Here is a 21328-nt window from a genome sequence, read left to right as displayed (position 1 = left end):
TTAATCTCAATATTAATTATTAACTTGAAGAGGTTCTATTCCTTTTAATTGTTTTATATTTTTATATTCACTTAACTTATCTTTTCTCATATATATATATGCTCTAGAATAATATTTTCTATACTTCCATATTATGGAGCTATCAATAAATTTAACTGGCACATAAATAGGTATATTTTTATCATCACCAAATATCTTATTAAGCTTAACCTCTCCTATAATTACATCAGGATATCCATTTGATGCAATATATTCAAAATACTCTTGTGTCTCTTTATCAGTTAATGTTGTATGAGATATATATAGAGCATCCTTATCTCCATAATTAAAGTTATAGATAATATTTTTTTCAAAATATCCTACAACATCAGCAAAAGAAACTATATTCATATAATCTTCTTCACTATCAGTTTCATAGTCAATAATTGTATTCCAAGAACTTATTATCTTCTTATCTTCAAGATTATTATCTTTAATAAATTTTGCTATTTCTAATGCCCCACCATAATTATCTCTGATATCATTAATAGATGCTACTACAGAAAATGATATACTAACTATCCATGCACATATTATACTTATAATAAGTAATCTATGAAGTTTAACTTTATCCTTAGAATTTATTTTAAATTTATTTATAAAATCTCCATTATATTCTAAAGGTTTATTATTATCAACTCCTACCCAAAATACATATAAAATCAATAGTGTTATTATCCCAATATGATGTAGAGAAAAATATAACTGTGCCCCTATAATAGCCAACATAATGTATGGAACTAAGAATTCTTTTAACACTTTGTATTTTCTCATAAACATTATTAAAATTCCATCTATCATCAAACACAAAGGCAATGCAGCTATTAACGCTCCCCAATATATATCTGATAACTTTAGTATTATACCATTTAATTGCATATCATAACATAATGCTTCTGCAGGTGCAATAAATAACATATATATTATCCTCTGTGCTAAACTATTCATAGGTTCTCTATTAGTAGCATAAGTATTATCATTTGGTATAATTATTACTATAGCTAATAATGCTACTATGGTAATAACTACAAGGGCTAAACATCTCTTGTCTCTAACAAATTCCTTTATAAACTTAAATATATTTCTCTTATTCCATATATCATATAACCATACCAAACATATTCCTGCTGCCAAAACTAATCCATATGCACTACTAAGTAATAATATTATAAGCGAGCCGATAAAACGAAATGGTTTATCATCTCTATCCTTATAGGTTATAGCACATAATATAAATGCTAACATCATAACACAATAGCATCTAGATATAATCCCATATTGATAGAAGAAAAAATAAGTAAATGGAATTGCTACTCTTATTATTCTCTTAAATGGCGATTTAAATAATATAAGAGCAATACATATAGTTGTAAATACGCTAACTAACAATTTTAATGTTAATTCCATTGGTAATCCAGCTTTGGCAAAAGGCATTATAATTAAATGCCATAATGGTGGATGCCCTTCATCATGCGGTATCTTGGTAAGAATATCCATTAATGATGCACTTTTTGCTATAAGCCATGCTTGATTCTCATCGAACCATGGTTCATGAAATGATATAATTATTATTTTTAAAACAATATAAGCTATTAACACTCCTATCTCTATTTTCTTCCCCTTAGAATTGTTAAACCTTATATATAACTCCTTGATTTTATTCATATTTCCCCCTATAATACAAATTCTATACTAGATTAATTTTACAATATATTTGAACAAAAAAAAAGAGTTGATGCATATCTCTATGCACAACTCTTTTTATAAGAACATATTAATTATTTTAATTTCCAAATATCTTCATTGTATTGAGCGATTGTTCTATCTGATGAGAAGAATCCTGCTTTACTGATGTTGATTAATACTTTCTTGTTCCAAGCATCTCTATCTTCATAATCTTTTAATACAACGTCTCTAGTCTTGATGTAATCTTCAAGATCTAATAATGTCATGAACCAGTCTTTGTTGATTAATTCTTGTTGAAGTCTTGTTAAGTTTTCTTTATCTCCAACCTTAAGCATTTCATCACTTACTAAGAAGTCAACTAACTTCTTGATTTCTGGTTTTTCATAGAACTTCTTAGATACATAATCAGCATTCTTGTAATGTTCTATAACTGTTTCACTTGATTCACCGAAGATGTAGATATTGTCATCTCCAACTAATTGATGTATTTCAACGTTAGCACCATCTTCAGTTCCTAATGTTAATGCACCATTTAACATGAACTTCATGTTACCAGTTCCTGAAGCTTCCTTTGATGCAAGTGATATTTGTTCAGAGATATCACAAGCTGGGATTAACTTAGATGCTTTAGTTACATTGTAGTTTTCTACCATAACAACATTTAAGTACTTGTTAACTTCTGGATCATTGTTAATAATTTCTTGTAAGCATAATATTGCATGAATTATATCTTGAGCAATTATATATGCAGGTGCAGCCTTAGCTCCGAATATTACTGTGATTGGAGTTGTAGGAACCTTTCCTGATTTAATTTCAAGATATTTATTAATGATGTATAATACATTCATTTGTTGTCTCTTATATTCGTGAAGTCTCTTGATTTGGATATCGAATATAGAGTTTTCGTTTATATCTATATTTTGAGTTTCTTTTAAGTATTTCTTTAATGCAATCTTATTATTCTTCTTAATTGCTTCTAATTTGTCTAATACTTTCTTATCATCAACAAACTTACCTAATTCTTCTAACTTACTAGCATCAACCTTGTATTCATCTCCGATTAATTCTGTAATGTAGTTAGCTAATTCATTGTTACAGTGTAATAACCATCTTCTGAAAGTTATACCATTTGTCTTATTGTTGAATTTTTCTGGATATATGTCATAGAATGGCTTTAATTCTTCTTTTTCTAATATTTCTGTATGAAGAGCAGCAACTCCGTTAACACTGAATCCATAGTGGATATCCATATGAGCCATGTGAACTCTGTTTTCTCCATCAATGATAGCTACCTTAGGATCACTATATTTCTTCTTAGCTCTTATATCTAATTCTCTTATTATTGGCATTAATTGAGGTACTGCCTTTTCTAAGTAATCGATTGGCCATTTTTCTAATGCTTCTGCTAAGATTGTATGGTTAGTGTAAGCACAAGTCTTAGTAACTATTTCAATAGCTTCATCCATTCCTATTCCTTTTTCTCCTAATAAACGGATTAATTCAGGAATAACCATTGATGGATGTGTATCGTTGATTTGAACAACAACATGTTCATTTAATTTGTGTAGGTCATATCCATTTTGTTCAGCTTCTAAAAGAATTAATTGAGCTGCATTACTTACCATGAAATATTGTTGATATACTCTTAATAAACGACCAGCTTCATCACTATCATCTGGATATAAGAATAATGTTAAGTTCTTCTTAATATCTTCTTTATCGAAATTAATTCCGTTATCTCCAACTAATGATTCATCAACTGTATCTATATCAAATAAGTGTAATTTATTACATGGTTTATTGTATCCTGTTACATCTATATCATATAATGTAGAAGTTACTTTAAATCCTCCGAATAATACGTCGAATTTTACATCTGTTTTATCTAACCAGCTTTCCTTAGTTAACCAAGGATTCTTAACTGCTTTTTGCTTATGTTCTTCGAATTTTTGTTGGAATAAACCAAAGTGGTAGTTAAGACCAACACCATCACCATTTAATCCTAAAGTTGCTATAGAATCTATGAAACATGCAGCAAGTCTTCCTAGACCACCGTTTCCTAATGAAGGTTCTAATTCTATTTCTTCTATTTCAGTTAAATCTTTACCATTATCAGCTAATACTTTCTTAACTTCATCATATAATCCTAAGTTGATTAAGTTGTTTGATAATAATTTACCAATTAAGAATTCAGCTGAAATATAATATAATTTCTTATCGCCTTTGTTTGTTCCTTTTACCTTCTCAGTTGCTTTAGTAAGTTCTAATAAAGCATAGTATACTTCTTCGTTAGTAGCATCAGCTATTGATTTATTGAACTTTGATTTAAGAATGTCTTTTAATTTGTCTTGTACCATAATTACTTTATCCCACCTTAAATTTTATTTTTTAATCATATTCATTTGATTTTTCTTGTACGTCTTTACAAAATATATCATATCAATTTTCAAGATTAACTTTTGTATATTTACTTTCTAATTTGTATATTTTTTATACTAATTTTAAAAAAACAATATTTTTTTATCTTTTTTCTCTATTTTACCTGACAAAATGTAAATATTTTCAGTTTTTATGTATACTTTTTCATTGTACTTTTTTGATACTTTTTTTTACATTTAGGGTAAAAAATTAAGTTAGCATAAAAATGTTGTGTTGTTTAAAACATTTCGCTAACTTAATTTTTTATATTATTTATTTTCTACTGTCTTTTTCTTTCTTCTATAAAATGATGCTATTGTTATTCCTGTAACTATAAGTACTGCTCCTGCTATTGTTGATATAAATAATGGTTTATTAGTATAGAAACGTACAAATAAATTGGTTGTTACATAGAAATTCTTAACTTCTTGAACTACTTTATTACCTGCTTCATCTGTTGCTTCTACTTTTATGCTTTGGCTTGAATTTTTTGCTGAAACATCAAATGAATAATTATCACCATTAACATTACATTTTACTAATTTATTATTTAGATATACTTTTACATCATTTAAAACCAAATTATCGCTTACAGATAATGTTGCTTCCTTATGATCAACAGGATATGTCTTACCACTTTCTATTCCTATAGGAACTACTACTGGTGCAGTTTTATCAACCCCAAACCATATTTCAGCTCCTTTAGTTTCATCAATATTTTCATTAGTATTTCCTGCATTATCTACCGAAATAAATGTTAATATATATTTTCCATCTTCCTCAAACGCTGAAGACTTAACTGTATAATCAAGTTTACTCCACTGACCATTACCACCAGACTTTTCTACTGTAAAATCTTTTCCTCTAGTTAAATCATTAGTAATTCCATTTTTACTCAACTTAACTTTTACCTTAGATAAATCTATATCATCAGCATTCATTTCAGTTAATTTTATATCTTCATTTGAGTTCATATACTTACCAATCATAGTTTGAAGTCCTGCATCAAACAAATACACAGATCCAAATCTATTTACAGTAAACATTATATTATCATCTGATTCATTTCCTGCCTTATCTATTACTTTTGCATTTAATGTGTAGATATCATCTATTTCTTGTAACTTATCAAAGTCTGCAAATATAAAACTTTGTCCATTTGGTATGTCTGAATATGCACCTTTTACCTCAACATTTCCTTTTAAAGAACCTGTTAATGTTATAGATACATTATTAGCATCAAAATTATTATCTGTATATGTTATTCTTGGCATTACTACATCATTATTAGATGAACCATTTTCTATCCCTGATATTTTTAATTCTGGTTTAGTTTTGTCTATATAAAAACTATCTTGTGGTATATCTTGTGCTGCATTTCCAGCTTTATCCTTATAATCAACATCTAATGTATATAAACCATCTTGTGAATAAGTTATTGTTGCTGTATGTGTATCACCTGATGTAGACCAATTACTTATTGATGGATAAGCTACATTAGCTCCTTGCTCCACTCCATTTCCATTAATAACCACACTATTTGGATTAAAATTATGCTCATTTATTGTTATTGTTGCTACTCTATCTTGGTTATAATAATTACCATTAGCTCCATTATTGTTATTATATGAAACTTGAACTGTTGGATTAGTCTTATCAATAGTAAATCTATCCGCAGCATAATCATTTGATACATTTCCAGCCATATCCTTACATCCTATATCAAATGTATAATCTCCATCCTCAGAATAAGCTAATGTTGCCACATATCTATTATTATCCGGATTTGAATTATCCGCTATAAGATTCCATTGTCCTATACTAGGTACTGAACCATGAGTATTCTCTATTATAGCTTCAACATTTTTACTATCAAAATTTCTCTCTTTTACTGTTATGGTTGCTATTCTGTTTGCATTATAGTAGTTAGTTCCATCTTCTGAATTATAGTTATTATTGTCATAGCTAACTTCTATTGTTGGATTAACTTTATCTATGCTAAAGTTAATCTCTTTAGTTGTTGTATTACCTGCATTATCTATTAATTGTACTTTTACTTTTATATTGTTGCTATTATTAGAAACTCTTATTGTCTTTTGAATTTCATTAACTATATTTTTGTCTGTTTTTTTCTTAACGCAACTTGAAGATTTATCAGATATCACTCCGTTATTAACATTTATTACATCACTTTTATTATTGTTAGCATCATAAGGAGATTCTACTGACCATCTTATTTCTTTTATTCCAGAATAATTATCTTCCACAGAAAAAGTAACATTTATGTCTTTATTGTATAATTCTCTTCCATCTATATCTCTCTTAGATGTACCTTCCTTATTAAAACTTATTTTAGAAGTTTTTTGGTGTCTTGAATTACTTTCTAATATTATTCCTTTTGATTCTCTATATACTTCTGTTTCATTTCCTAAATTATCTGTTGCTACTACACATACTTTCCCTTTAAAATCTGTTGGTATATTAAATGTTGCTTGTTTATTAACTAATTGTATTGTTTTTCTTATTGAAGTAACACCTGCTTGCATATTAGTATAATCAACCAAGTAATAAGTAATAGATTTTAATCCACATGAAAAGTCTCCATCATCTGCATAAACTTTTATTGTTCTATTATTATTTGCATAGAAACCATATTCAAATCCTGAATTATTAAGATAATTATCATTTGATGGTTCAACTTTTATATCCACAATATTAGGTGCAAATACATCTCTATAAAATTTCATTTCTTTTGTAGTTATATTGCCTGCATTATCCTCTAATGTCAATGTAACATTGTATATATTATCTTTTGGATCTTCATATTCCTCTAATGCAAGTTCTATTGCATCCTTCATTATTTTAGTACTTGATTCTTTTACATAATCGTAAGTTTTTTCTTTATCATTTACCTTAATAGTAAGCTTGTTAATTCCTGATTCATCATCTTGTATTTCTATATTATATTTTTCTGTACCCTTAACCCAACTTCTTGAATGACTATCTATACATTCTTCTTGCTTTGCTATAACTTCTATAGTAGGTTCAGTATCCTCTATCATGTAATTATTGCCTAATTTGCCTTTTACATTAGTATCTTTTTCGTAAATATATACCTCTTCACTTTGATTATCTGCATTATCTACTGCATATGCTTTTAGATTATTATAAGTTCCTTTGTCTAATGTAAATGTTGCAGTTGTTACATATGCCTCTATAATACTATTTCTATTTATAACACCTTCATCACCAACCAGATAAACTTCATTAATTCCTGAAGATATATCTCCATCTTCAACTGAAACAACTACATCCATAGAATTCTTAGAAAATGTTCCAAAATTCAAGAATCTAATATAGTTCTTCTCTAAATTTCTATCTGTTGGAATAACTCTAATATCAGATATAACTGGTTTATCTACATCAGTCTTAACTGTTGTCTCTGAATATTTTGATTTATTACCTGCATTATCTATAACCCATATATAATATTGTCCATCAAAGGATTGTACTCTACCATCTTTTTCTGGAACAACCACTTCATATATGCCATCTTGTACTTTCGTTATATTATTATCGAAAGAATATGTTTCTCCTGCAATATCATCAGTACATATTATATCTTTTACTCCTGAATTAACTCCATCTCTACTAGAATTATCAGAAACTTTTATCTTTATTGTTCTAGCATAATTAACCCAATCTCTAGTTGGTATTACCTCTACACTATCTACTGTAGGCAATGTTTCATCATGTTTTATTTCTATTTCACTACATTCTGACTTATTACCTGCATTGTCATAACTCCATACATATATAGTTTTAATATAATCTCTTGTATCGTCAATAATTATATTATATTGATATATATTATCATCTTTAATACAAGTTGCCTTGTTAGCTTCTTCTGAATCATTGTAATAGTCATCTTTATCTTCACTATATTCTACTTTGCTTAACTTTGATCCACCTTGTTCATCTATAAATACACTTAATTCAACTTGTTTATTACTCCATTCACCTACATATCCTTTATCTATATTATTAATTATAGGTTTAGTATTATCTATATCTATAGGAACTATACAAGCTTCTGACTTATTACCTGCATTATCATATGCCCATATATAATACATCTTAGTTTCTGACTTATCACTCTCTACTGATATATTATATACACCATTCTCATCCTCTTTTATTGTGTTTCTATCACTTGAATAATTATCGTTATTATAATCTTCCTCATTATAACCATATCTCAAGAAACTTACACCTGTTTGATTATCAGATTTATTTGTTCCATCAACATCTGAGGCTTTTACAGAGATAACATCTCCTTTTTTATAATACCTTGTTGTGTCTATTGAATTTTTATCAACTTTTGGATTAGTTTTATCTATTATTATTTTTTCAGTAAATTCTTTTGTATTACCACATCTATCTGTTACCTTAATGTAGATATCTAACTTGCCTTCATAAGTCATATTATATTCATATAACAATTCTTCTTCAGATCCTGAATAATTATTACTACCTACATACAACGCTTTATTATCTTTTGCACTAATTACTCTGTATTCTATCTTATTTATTCCTGCAAAAGAATTAGAAAACTTAAATTGCATATTAACATTACTATTATAAACTGCTCTATTATCTAAAATTATTTTTCTACTATCTCCTGATAACGATATTGTACCTATTGTATTGCTCTCAGCACTATGTTCTACAATAATACCACCATAACAATATTCATCACTTATATTTCCTAGTTTATCTATTACTTTTACGTATATACTACCTTTAAAGTCATTTTTAAATTCATCTGTTATTGTAAATGAATTATTGTTATCAGCTTCACTAATTCCTTTAAATACTTCTTTTCCTGTTGAATCTTTTAAGCAATATTCAAACTTCTCTACACCACATCCATTATCATCTGTAGCTATAAATTTAATTGATATATCAGAATTGTATGAATACTTATCTGTATAAGCAACTTCCTTAGTTGCTTCTATTTTATCTCTTGAAGATCCATTAATTATACTAGCTTCAACCATATGTGGTGCATAATCATCATATCTATAAGAATATGTTTTATTCTCTATAGTATTAGTAGCATAGTCTTCTACTTTTGAGAATGTAACATCTACATTGTCATATCCCTTATTGCTTCTATATTTATTTAATTCATCATTTAATAAATTAAAACTTGTTTCTATATCTTGTAATGGTTTATCATTAGTTTTTTCTTCTTCATATAATTTATTTGTATTAAACCACACAGAATATTTCATGCTCTTTATTCCTGATTGTAGTGTTGAATCTATATTGTTATCAGTTGCACTAATATTTATTTTATTAGTTTTGAAATAAATATTATTGTTAATTACTACTGATTTTTCTAATCCAATATTTATATTAGGCTTAGATTTTTCTAGCATATATTTAATAGTATTTTTGTCTTTAGAGTAATCTACAGAATCATAGAACCTTCTTCCAGACTTATCAACAACATCAATCCATAAACTTCCTTGACTTGGAATTGCTGAATTTAACATTAGTATATAACCTCTTGCTGTCTTATCAGCCTTCAATGGAACATTTACATCATTCATATACACATTAACTTCTTCTATTCCTGAAGATATGTTTTCATCAACTACTTGCATAATTAGCTGCGGCATTATATTACTAAATATATAATCATTTTCGTATCTTCCATTGCCTTCAATATTAACTGATTCCAATTTAGGATTAGTTTTATCTATTTGTACTTGTAATGTTTCTCTTGATACATTACCTGCATTATCATATACAAAGAAATAATACACTCCATCTATTCCAAAGAAATCATTATCAACTAATTCAGATGTATTAATTGAATATAAATCATCAATTTTATTTGTTATTTCTTTTTGATCCTTGCCATCTTTATCGGCACTCCAAGTAACTTTTTTTACTCCTGATGCATCATCTGATACATTTAATAATATATCATAATCTGTTTGTTTCCATACCTTGTTATATTTATCTTTATCTTTTATATTGATTTCTGGAGATTTATTATCAATCTTAATTATTTTAGTATATTGTTCTGATTTATTACCAGCTTCATCAACTGCATAAATCTTATATTCATTATTTAATACTTTACCTTCTTCTTTATTAACAGTAAATGTATAATGATTATTCTTTTTATTTATAATATTAGCACTTTGTGTTATTGGATCTATATAATATACACTTAAATCCTCCAGATCTTTTCCAGTAATATCTTTGTTCTCAATATCTAACACAACTTCTACAGAATCATTACTCCAATTATCATTTATAATGTTACCATCTAAATATATATTAGCCGACTTAATTTTAGGTGCTGTATTATCTATTTCTATTGTTTTAGATATTTGTTCACTTTTGTTTCCTAAATTATCATATGCCCAAACATAATAATTAATATCTTGCTCATTCTTATCTAATATACTTATAAAGTATTTATCTGAATCGCTAGATTGTATTGCCTTATATACATTTTCTTGATTAGATGCTAAGGTATCTTTCTTATAAGCTTCAGAATCAAAACTATATCTTACTTCTTTAACTCCTGATTGACATTCAGTTATATATTCACCATCTTTTTTTATTGCATCTCTTACTTTGAATTCAACGTTGCTATTAGTCTTGTAACGCGATTTATTATTTGATTCTATACTAGGTGCTACTTTATCTATTTTTAGTTTTATTGGATATTTATATAAGTATCCACCTTGATAACTTATATATACGTTTATTGTAACCTCACCACATGAGAAATCACTTCCACAATAATCTTTATTTTGTATATTAAACTTTAATTCATTAGTACCACTTGACGCATTCCCAGTATTACCATTTCCTAATTTATTATCTCCCATTAAACATTCCCAGCTTGCATTTATTATAGAAGAAGAACCTTTCTCATTAGTAACAGTAACATCTAGTGGTAATGATCCATTTATTATTGTATCATTATTAATTTCACTACCATCATATTTTATTTTAAACTTTGTAAATGCTTTTTCTTCTCTAATACATTTTACATGTATTGTCTTTTCAGATATATATCCAACATTATCTTCTGCTTTAATGTATATATCTTCTTCTGCATCATCTTCAAAATCTAATTCTATTAATGAATCAGTATAAGTTTTTGTTTCTCCATTTCTTGTTACTTCTACAGATTTTACTCCTGATACGTCATCTGATACATCAATCTGTAATTTAGTATCTTTTCCGATTAATACATATTTATTATCTTCATCCTCTACAAGCATGTTTTCTATAGAAGATTTAATATCTATACTAGGTCCTTCTGAATCCCAAGCCCATTTATAAACCCTAGATGATTTATTTAACGCTTTATCTACTGCCTGTATATTAGCTTCCATAGTTTGTGAATCTTTATAATCTTTTGATTTAAAAACTATCTTACCAGTACTAGCAATATCAGTTGAATTTTCTTCATCATTTATTGTACATGTTGCTGTATATATTCCAGATTGAACATCCGAAACTGTTAACACCACATCTTGATCTTCTTTTAAATATTTTATTGACGAACTATCATTAACATCTATGTTATTATCTATTTGTGGTGGATTAGAATCTTCTTCTAAACTATAAGAAATTACATTACTTACATTACCCACAGTATCATATGCTTGTAATGAATTATTTTTATTATTTTTTAATTGTGCATAATTTAAATCTACCATACAAATGTATTCTGAATTTTTTGTATCCCAATTCATTTCTATACTTTCTTCAGAACTTTGGTCCCATTTATATCTCAATTCCACTTTAGTAGTTTCTAATGCATTCTTCTTAACATGTACTTTTAATTGTACATTTTCTGTTTTATACCAAAATTTATTGCTATTAACTATATCATATGGAATAAATAAACTACTATTTCTATCTACTAATTCAATATTGGTTATAACAGGAGCTATTGGATCAACTTGTATAGGTACTTCTTCCACAATTGTATTATTGGCATTATCTGTAACCCATATATATACTGTTGTATTTAATCCATTTGCTGAACCATCTATTTGGTCTGTTTCTATATTATATTGTTCATTTAAATCAGCTGTTATAACATTAGCATTTGCAATATCATTTGTAGTATTCCATTTTACAGATTGTACTCCTGAAGCTAAAGAATCCTCCGATGTTGGATCATTAACTTTAAATGTAATAACTGGATATTCATTAGTCCAGCCCTTATTTATTATATCTCCAATATTACTATCTGTTATTTTAGGAGATTCAATATCCTTCTTTAAACTTATAGTTCTAATATCTGTATTACCTAATTTATCTTTAACTTCTATATAATATGTCTTCTGTAATTTTTTTAATGATGCATGTCTAAAAGGAACCCAATATAAAGAGTCATATTTCTTGTAATCTTCACCATCTAAGTCAGAATAACCTTGCCCTTTAGCTAATGAATATGCTATCTCTTCTACTTCTTCATCAAACTCCATACCGATTGCCATGTTACTATTGAGCATTGTACTATTAAGCCACATAGTCCAACTGTCATTATCCTCATATACATTAGTTGCATCCTTCCAATTGCCTTGAGGTTTATTATTAAAAGCACTAGTTTTTAATGATTTTATCTTAGGTGCTTCTGTGTCTATATTAACAGTAACCTTCTTGTAATTACTACTCTTCTGACCTAACTTATTATAAGCCCATATATAATAAGTTCCTTCTCCTAATTCAAATGAGAATTCCTCATCATTAACTAATATAATATCACTTGCTTCTTTATCATAGGTAGAATTATTATAATCATCTACAGATGTACTATATCTAATATAATCTAGTCCTACTACATCTGTGAACTTAAGATTATCATTATTTACACTAGCATGTTCTTTTACTGTTACTTCATCTAACAATTGTGTGTTAGTTGCATCTACAGTAAAATCTCCTATAGGTTGTATAGACACCTTACATACTCTAAGCTTACCATGAGAATCTTCAAAATATATCTTATCTATAGATTGACCACCTGATAATATATATTGACTATCTAATTCATACTTAGAATCTGTTTCAGAATATACTCCAATTCTCTTAACATCATTAAGTGGTGTAATAAGAACTCTACCTTCTGGAGCATACCATATAGAATTATCTTCATTGTTAACTACTGCAGTATCATCCATTCCAGTTACTTGAATGTATTGATCCATATCACTTGCTGACACTTCTTCTATCTTCTTACAAGATATAATAACATCTGTGTCTTCTATATTATCTACAGTGCATACATAAGACACATCAGTATCTGATATGTTTATATCTGATGCTTCAGTTTCCTCTTCATCAGTTAAATGTACCGAAGATATAGTATAATCCTTATCCTTAGGTTTAATAATCAACTGATATGTCTTATCTTCAGTTGGTACATTAACCTCTTCTATCGGATTACCTTCTGTATCTACAACCTCACAGTTATCATCGCATTCAATCTTATGTGTATAAGATTCTGTTTCACTTGCCTTAACTCTAAAGTCACCTGGTAATAAATTCAATACTATCACTAATACAATAAGTAATGATAGTATTTTCTTCCCCCTATTATTCATATTATCCCCCATTCTTTTTTAAATATACTCATTAGTATTTATTGAAATTATATTTTTTATAATCTTAAAATCTGAAATGCTATCTTCTTGTAGCAAAGTAGTTTCCTCACTAGAAGAATTTAAAAGAGTAGTTTCTTCACTTGTATCTGAATCATTACTAACAAGCACTACCGTTCCCTCTGATAATACTTCTGTACCTTCTTCTAATTCATCTGTTAACAATTCTGTTCTTTCCTCTAGTTCATCTGTCAATACTTCCGTACCTTCTTCTACTTCTTCTTGTAGTAAATCAGTTTCTTCTATTTCATTACTTGTATCTACATCTAAACTATTATCTATATCAGATAATTCTGATTTTTCTCCTGTAATTGGCTTATCTATAATCTCATCAGTTTTCTCTATATCTTCAGTAATTTCTTCACTTGATCCATTTCGATCTAGGTTATATCTAACCCTACTAGTTCTACTGTAATTTTCTCTTATCTTCTCTATCTGCTTTTGTGCTTTCTTGCCTCGTAAATCATTAATTATTCCTATCACATCAAACTTAATAAATAATATTATTCCAATTATCAAAAGTACTCCAGATATTGAGAAACATATAATTGATATCATGTTTAATATATTCACATCATTCATAGCTTCTACTCCTTTTTATACGCACTATCAATTGCTTCTAGTGTTTCTTCTAATCTACTCTCTATATATTCTTGCATATCTATAGTTTTTTCTGTAGTCATCTTAGAACTTTCCACTTTTTCTTTTACTTGATTATACATATCTCTAACATCCTTCTCTGGAACACCATTTGCCTTGAACTTTCTTGAATAATTCTCTAAAGAAGTAATTATTAATTTATATAATTCCATATGAACAATCTCATTTTCATCTTCCTTATCATATATCATATCTAATAGTTTCTGAAGATTTTCAAAATATTTTTCATAAATCTCTTTTGCAGTACCTTCTTGTTCTTTTAGATACACATCCTTATAATAATTTCCTATGTCACAATAAACCTTGGCCATATCATAATATTCAAAGGATTTCCCACCATATTTAATTACATCTTGAAACCATTCCGTAGAACTCTTCATTCTAGTTATCTGATTATCACTGCTATTGTCTTTTCCATAATCATAGTAATACCAATACAACTTACCTATCTCAAATGCCAATTCTACATATCCTGCTTCTTCTCTTAATTTAGTCAAGTTAGGACTAATAACATTCATAAATTCATTTTGTTCTTCGAGACTAAAACTTGCGTCTTCTTTATATGCTTGTATAAGCCCTATATAAGCATCTATATCTAAAGGTTTTAAATTTATTGCTTCAGCATACAACTTTTCCGCCTCATTATCTGAAGTTGCTTTTTCAGCTTGAGATATTATCTGATCAAAATTAGAATTGTTCTTATGAACTTTAATTCCTTGTAATACCCCTCCTATTATTGCAAATATAAGGCATGATGCAATAATTGTTAAACATACTTTAAGTTTATTTTTTTGTTTTTTCTTATAGGAATCATCTATTTCTTCATAATGATCTAGGTCATATAACAATTCTGCACATGACTGATATCTATCATCTGGATTCAATTGTGTACACTTAAGAATTATATTTTCAAGACCACCTGATAATTGTGGATTCCAATGTCTTATAGGATATAATTCATAAGGTGGTTCACATGGATTCTTGCCAGTAACTAGGTGATATAATGTTACACCCAAACAATATACATCAGTTCTTTCATCTGTCTGGCCTTTTCCTCCAAATTGTTCAGGTGCTGCATATCCTTTAGTTCCCAAACTTACTGTATCTTCGCTCTGCCCTTCCTTATATTCTCTTGCTATTCCAAAATCTATAAGTTTAACACTTCCATCTGGTTTTAACATTACATTTGCAGGTTTCATATCTCTGTATATAATAGGTGGTTTTCTAGTATGCAAATAATCTAAAGCTTCTCCTAATTGCTTTGCCCACTCTATAACTAATTCTTGTGGTTGTGCTCCATGTTTATCTATCTCTGAGCTTAAACTCTCACCTTCTATATAATCCATAATTACATATATTGTATTCTCATTTTCTATAATATCTACAATTCTAGGTAACGCTGGATGATCTAGTTTTTTCATAAGATTAGCTTCAGCTATTAAACTCTGAACTATAATCTCATTATTTCTAGACCTTGAACTCTTAATGATTTCCTTTACAGCCCATTGTTTATTTAGCCTCTTATCCATAGCCAAATATACTCTAGACATTCCACCTTTTCCTATTAACTTTAATAATTCATACTTTCCATCAATTACAGTTCCTACTGTTGCCAACAAATTCACCCCTTAATATGTTTTAACAACAACTACAGTAATATTATCTTTTTCTCTTCTGTCCTTATTAATTTCTACTAACTTCTTTGCATTTCTTTCTATAGTTGCTTCATCCTTTAACTTAATTGGATTAAAGGATAGAAATATTTCATCTTCTGTTATCTCATGTCTAAATCCATCAGAGCACAATATATATGTTGTATCCTTATTTAATTTTTGTATTTTAAATTCTGGATTAACTACTTTAGATGCTCCAACGCATTGCAGCAATACATTTTTTCTAGGATCTACTTTTGCTTGTTCTGCAGTAATTTTCCCACTATTTACATCTCTCTGTACAACAGTTTGATCTTCTGTAATTTGTTCAACATCATTATATATACTATATAATCTAGAATCTCCAACATGTCCCACTATCAATTTATCTTGATACATTAAAGCTGCTGTTACAGTTGTTCCTAACATTGAACCACACCTAGCTCCATAATTTCCTATATTCATATTTAAATCTTTAATCATATTATTCCAACGTTCAGTAACATCTTCTGCTCTAAATTCATTCTGTATAAGATTTGGTAATTCTACTTCAAACCATTGTGAAAAAGCCCTAATAACAGTCGCGCTAGCTAATTCTCCCTTAGCTAATCCACCCATTCCGTCACATACTACTGTTAATAGAACTTTTCCAATTGCTGTTTCCGCTTCTTTTATACAAAAACTATCTTCATTTACTTTTTTTCTTATTCCTACATCTGAACATGCTGAAACCAAGAATTCCATCTCTCCACCCCTTTTTTATGTTCTGACGTCATAATCATCTGTTGAATTTACACATTATATACAAGTATTTTACATAATATTCATAATTATATTATATTTGAGCTTATTCGTCAATATTTGTAAATAGTTGAAGATTTAAATTATTAAGGTATCTTCCTATAGTGTCTCTTAGATTATATAAATAGTAAAAAACTCTAACTATAGAGACATAACTTTATTATAGATACATCTCATAGTTAGAGTTTATTTGTTGATATATTATATTATTTTATTCTATACATAATTGATTCATAAGGTCTTAATTGTAAACTATCTATTGATAAACTAGAATCGTTATAATTACTTAATAGAATCTCTGCATCATTAAAAGTATCATTATACTTAAATTCTGCTTCTTTATCATAGAAATTACATACTACTAATATTTTATCTCCATTTAATTCTCTTAAATATGCAAAAATATTTTTATCATTTTCACATAATAATTTATAATCACCATAAATTATTGTTTCATTTGATTTTCTTATCTCTATAAGCTTCTTATAATGATAGAATACTGAATTTTTATCTGCTAACGCTTTTGCTGCATTTATCTCTTTATAATTAGCATTAACAGTTAGCCATGGCTTTCCTGTAGTGAATCCAGCATTTTCTGAATCATCCCATTGCATAGGAGTTCTACCATTATCTCTGCCCTTTTTGTATATAGAATTCATTATTTCTTCATGACTATAACCTTTACTTATTCTGTCTTTATACATATTAATAGATTCTATATCATTGTAATCTTCAATATTTTCTAATCTTATATTAGTCATTCCTAATTCTTCACCTTGGTATATATATGGTGTTCCCTTCATACCATGAAGAAGAGTTGCTAACATCTTTGCACTTTCTACTCTATATTCTGTGTCATTTCCCCATCTAGATACTATTCTAGGAAGATCATGATTATTCCAGAATAAACTATTCCAACCTTCTTCTCCTAGAGCTGTTTGCCATTTTGATAATACTTTCTTAAGTTCAACTAAATCTAATGGTTTCACATCCCATTTTTCTTTTCCTTCTACTTGATCTAAACCAATATGCTCAAATTGGAATACCATACTTAATTCATTTCTAGCTGGGTTAGAATATAACTTTGCAATCTCTGGAGTTGCTCCCCATGTTTCTCCAACTGTTAATAAATCATTACCTGCTAAAGCTGCTCTATTCATTTCTTGTAGATATTCATGAAGTTTAGGACCATTACCTGTTATCATCTTATCTGGGACTTTTCCTATTAAGTCAATAACGTCCATTCTGAAACCACCTATTCCTTTATCAACCCAATAGTTCATCATATCATAAACAGCTCTTCTGACTTTCTCATTCTCCCAATTTAAATCTGGTTGTTTTTTACTAAATAAATGTAAATAATATTGTTTAGTATTCTCATCATATTCCCATGCACTTCCGCTAAAACATGATTCTAATCCATTTGGTTCTGCACCATCAACTGGATCTCTCCATATATAATAATCTCTATACTCATTATCCTTGGATTTCTTTGCTTCTATAAACCATTTATGTTCATCAGATGTATGGTTAACAACCAAATCCATTACTATCTTGATTCCTCTATCCTTTGCCTCTTTAAGTAAATTGTCCATATCTTCCATAGTTCCAAATTCATCCATTATGTCATAATAATCGCTTATGTCATAACCATTATCATCATTTGGAGATTTATATACAGGACTAAGCCATATTACATCTATTCCAAGCTCTTTTAGATAATCTAATTTTTCTATTATTCCTTTTAAATCCCCTATTCCATCTCCATTACTATCGTTAAAACTCCTTGGGTATATCTGATATACTACTGAACTATGCCACCATCTCTTCTCCATAGCTACCTCCTACACTCTCATTATTAATTCTTTTAATTTAATTATACATGAATATATATATAATTCTTGTTCTATAAAGTCATTTTTTTATATAATTCTGTCTTTTTATGTTTTGAAATCCTACTTAACTATCACTTCTAACTTCTACGTGAACTTCTTTTACACAAGATTAACCTTATCAAACCATCTATTCACATAGCTTGCAATCGCTACTTCAACCGTTGTCATTGTATAATTATATATTTCATATAATTCTTCTATTGCACCTAAACTATAATTAATTTCATTACATAAATGATATATCTCTTCATATTATAGCTTTTATTCTTCTAAAAACATCTGCAAATACAAATGAACAAATTATAGATAATATACTTCCAATCAAAAATTTAATATATAAATTAATGTTTATATAATGAAACATAACTTGAAAAATAATAACAAATAAAACATGTATCAAATATACTGAATATGCATCCTTGGATAAAACGGTAATGAAATTATTGGTATGATTCAAATATTTTTTAAATAAATATATCAATCCTATACATAAACTAATACATAGTATAGATTCATAAACCGAATAATACTTATTTATTATTATTCCCACTTTATCAGGGAAATATGCTTTAGTACAAAATAATATTATTAAAACAACACTAAATGTTACTGATCCCTTTCCTATCTTCTCATTTATATTAGTAAACCAACTATTTCTATATGCTATTATTCCCACAATAAATAAAATCAAGTATTGAAATTCATGTGCTGGTTCTATGCCTACAAATAGTAAAGTAATCCATGTATCCATTGGATAATAAATTCTTATAATAAATGAAGAAAGTGCTAATGCTAATGTAATAAGCAAAATCTTTTTAATATTTAATTTGCCTATTTTAACCATTAAACTATCTTTAAATATTTTTGTATACATCAAATATGCAATTGAAAACATAAATAAATTTACAATAAACCATCCAGGTCCATATGTTAATTTACCTTCCCCTAAATATGTATTTAAATAAAAACTTAAAAAATCATTTTTTTCATTATTAACGAAATAACTTACTAAATAAATAGCTATTGGCATTTCTACTAATAATAATAGGAATGTTGGCAATATAAGTCTTTTTATTTTTTTCAAAATAAATTCCTTAGTTGAACTATTTTTTATAGATATTGAAATAAAATATCCTGATATCAAAAAGAATAAACCCATAAAAAAAGATTTGTCAATTAATATAAAATTATATAAAGAGTCACTATAACTTCCATCTTTATATGTCCAATCAATATACCCTACATAGCCATGAGCAAAATGATATATAACAACTAATACAGTTAAAAATAATTTTAAATTATCTAAATATATAGATCTAATTTTTTTCTCCATGTTTTTTCCCACCATATGTAATACTTTTTCTTTTCAAATTTACCGAATTCTTTTTTCTGGCTTTTCTTTAAATCCAAACCAAAATTGTTTTTTATCTCTACTCGCTTATTATAAAATAATTTACAAAACAAAACAATTATAATACCTTGCTCTTATTTTACCATAATCATCTATTAAAATAGTACTTCCTTATTCATCTACATTATGAAGAACTTATCCTTTAGGAGAATCTTCCAAAACTATATTTTAGTACTGCTGTAAACTGTAGCCTGTAATCTTCTGTTTCCCTGCTTGGTTGCCAAATCTTTATCTTTACCATTTGATGACATACTAAATGGTGCTATACCATCAAATCTTGCAAGCTTTGATGCATTAGAAAATCTATTAACCATAACTCGTCTTATGAGTTTACAAACAAATAAAATCTTAAAATATAGCTATGGATTTCATAGGCTATCTTGCCGTTATTAAAGATGCTCATAATACATGATATATAAACATATATAAATGGATTTTTCTCTAACTTAGATCTATTTCGATTACTTTATAGACTATGTTAAAATTTTTAGATGGTTGATATCCTTAAATAGAGACTTAATTAAATATTATTCTCTGTTCCATACATAGTCTATAAAACCATCAAAATCTTCTGCAATGATTTTTACTTCCTCATCATCCATTCCAATAAAAGGAACTTTGATATATTTACCGCTTATATCTATGCCATATGCCATATCTCCACCATCAGAACCAATGAGTATTATGTTATTCAAAAATTCTTGCGTTTCATAATCATCATTCAATTCTTCAATCTCATTTTTTTCCCAAAGCAACAGATAGTTGTTTTCTCCAACCATTCCTTCTCCACATACTGTATACTTCACATAACTGGTCTCATTACCATGATTATTCTCCTTTGGTCCGCCATCTTTACATATCCTTTTAGCATACCCACTAGGATCACAATACTCTACTGGATTATAATACCTTATTATAATGGTTACATATATCATTAGCTTCTACTATAGTTAAAATACATGAAATCTTTGACGCTCACAATTGCTTAACAGTTAACTCATTTATAATAAACGTATGTCACTAAAGCTGCTAAAATTTAATGGACAAACTTACTTAATT

General features: G+C 27.8%; 10 protein-coding genes. All 10 read right to left on the bottom strand.

The window, feature by feature from the left end:
- Window positions 1-12: 12 nt before the first annotated feature.
- Window positions 13-1704, bottom strand: a complete 1692-nt coding sequence (locus KQI77_RS07615; RefSeq protein ID WP_216389855.1) for a hypothetical protein — start codon at window positions 1702-1704, stop codon at window positions 13-15.
- Window positions 1705-1817: 113 nt separating this feature from the next.
- Window positions 1818-4082, bottom strand: a complete 2265-nt coding sequence (locus KQI77_RS07610) for a glycogen/starch/alpha-glucan phosphorylase (protein ID WP_216389854.1) — start codon at window positions 4080-4082, stop codon at window positions 1818-1820.
- A gap of 330 nt (window positions 4083-4412) precedes the next feature.
- Window positions 4413-13793 (bottom strand): hypothetical protein, encoded by a 9381-nt coding sequence (locus KQI77_RS07605; RefSeq protein WP_216389853.1) that lies wholly within the window; start codon window positions 13791-13793, stop codon window positions 4413-4415.
- An 18-nt stretch (window positions 13794-13811) separates the two neighbouring features.
- Window positions 13812-14432, bottom strand: a complete 621-nt coding sequence (locus KQI77_RS07600) for a hypothetical protein (protein WP_216389852.1) — start codon at window positions 14430-14432, stop codon at window positions 13812-13814.
- 5 nt (window positions 14433-14437) lie between these two features.
- The gene (locus KQI77_RS07595; protein WP_216389851.1) at window positions 14438-16126 is read right to left on the bottom strand and encodes a serine/threonine-protein kinase; all 1689 of its coding nucleotides are present in this window, start codon (window positions 16124-16126) and stop codon (window positions 14438-14440) included.
- Between the two features lie 12 nt (window positions 16127-16138).
- A complete protein-coding gene (locus KQI77_RS07590; RefSeq protein WP_216389850.1) occupies window positions 16139-16906 on the bottom strand; it encodes a PP2C family serine/threonine-protein phosphatase in 768 nt (255 codons plus the stop codon).
- A gap of 263 nt (window positions 16907-17169) precedes the next feature.
- Complete coding sequence (locus KQI77_RS07585) at window positions 17170-18798, bottom strand: alpha-glucosidase (RefSeq protein ID WP_216389849.1); 1629 nt, start codon at window positions 18796-18798, stop codon at window positions 17170-17172.
- 307 nt (window positions 18799-19105) lie between these two features.
- A complete protein-coding gene (locus KQI77_RS07580) occupies window positions 19106-20191 on the bottom strand; it encodes an acyltransferase (protein ID WP_216389848.1) in 1086 nt (361 codons plus the stop codon).
- 239 nt (window positions 20192-20430) lie between these two features.
- Window positions 20431-20583: a transposase gene (locus KQI77_RS07575; protein WP_216389846.1), complete on the bottom strand. Its 153-nt coding sequence runs from the start codon at window positions 20581-20583 to the stop codon at window positions 20431-20433.
- Window positions 20584-20796: 213 nt separating this feature from the next.
- A complete protein-coding gene (locus KQI77_RS07570) occupies window positions 20797-21204 on the bottom strand; it encodes an SMI1/KNR4 family protein (RefSeq protein ID WP_216389844.1) in 408 nt (135 codons plus the stop codon).
- Window positions 21205-21328 lie beyond the last annotated feature (124 nt).

Source organism: Clostridium sp. MSJ-8 (assembly GCF_018918325.1).
Classification (GTDB): domain Bacteria; phylum Bacillota; class Clostridia; order Clostridiales; family Clostridiaceae; genus Clostridium.
This window is presented reverse-complemented; position numbering and strand designations above follow the sequence as displayed.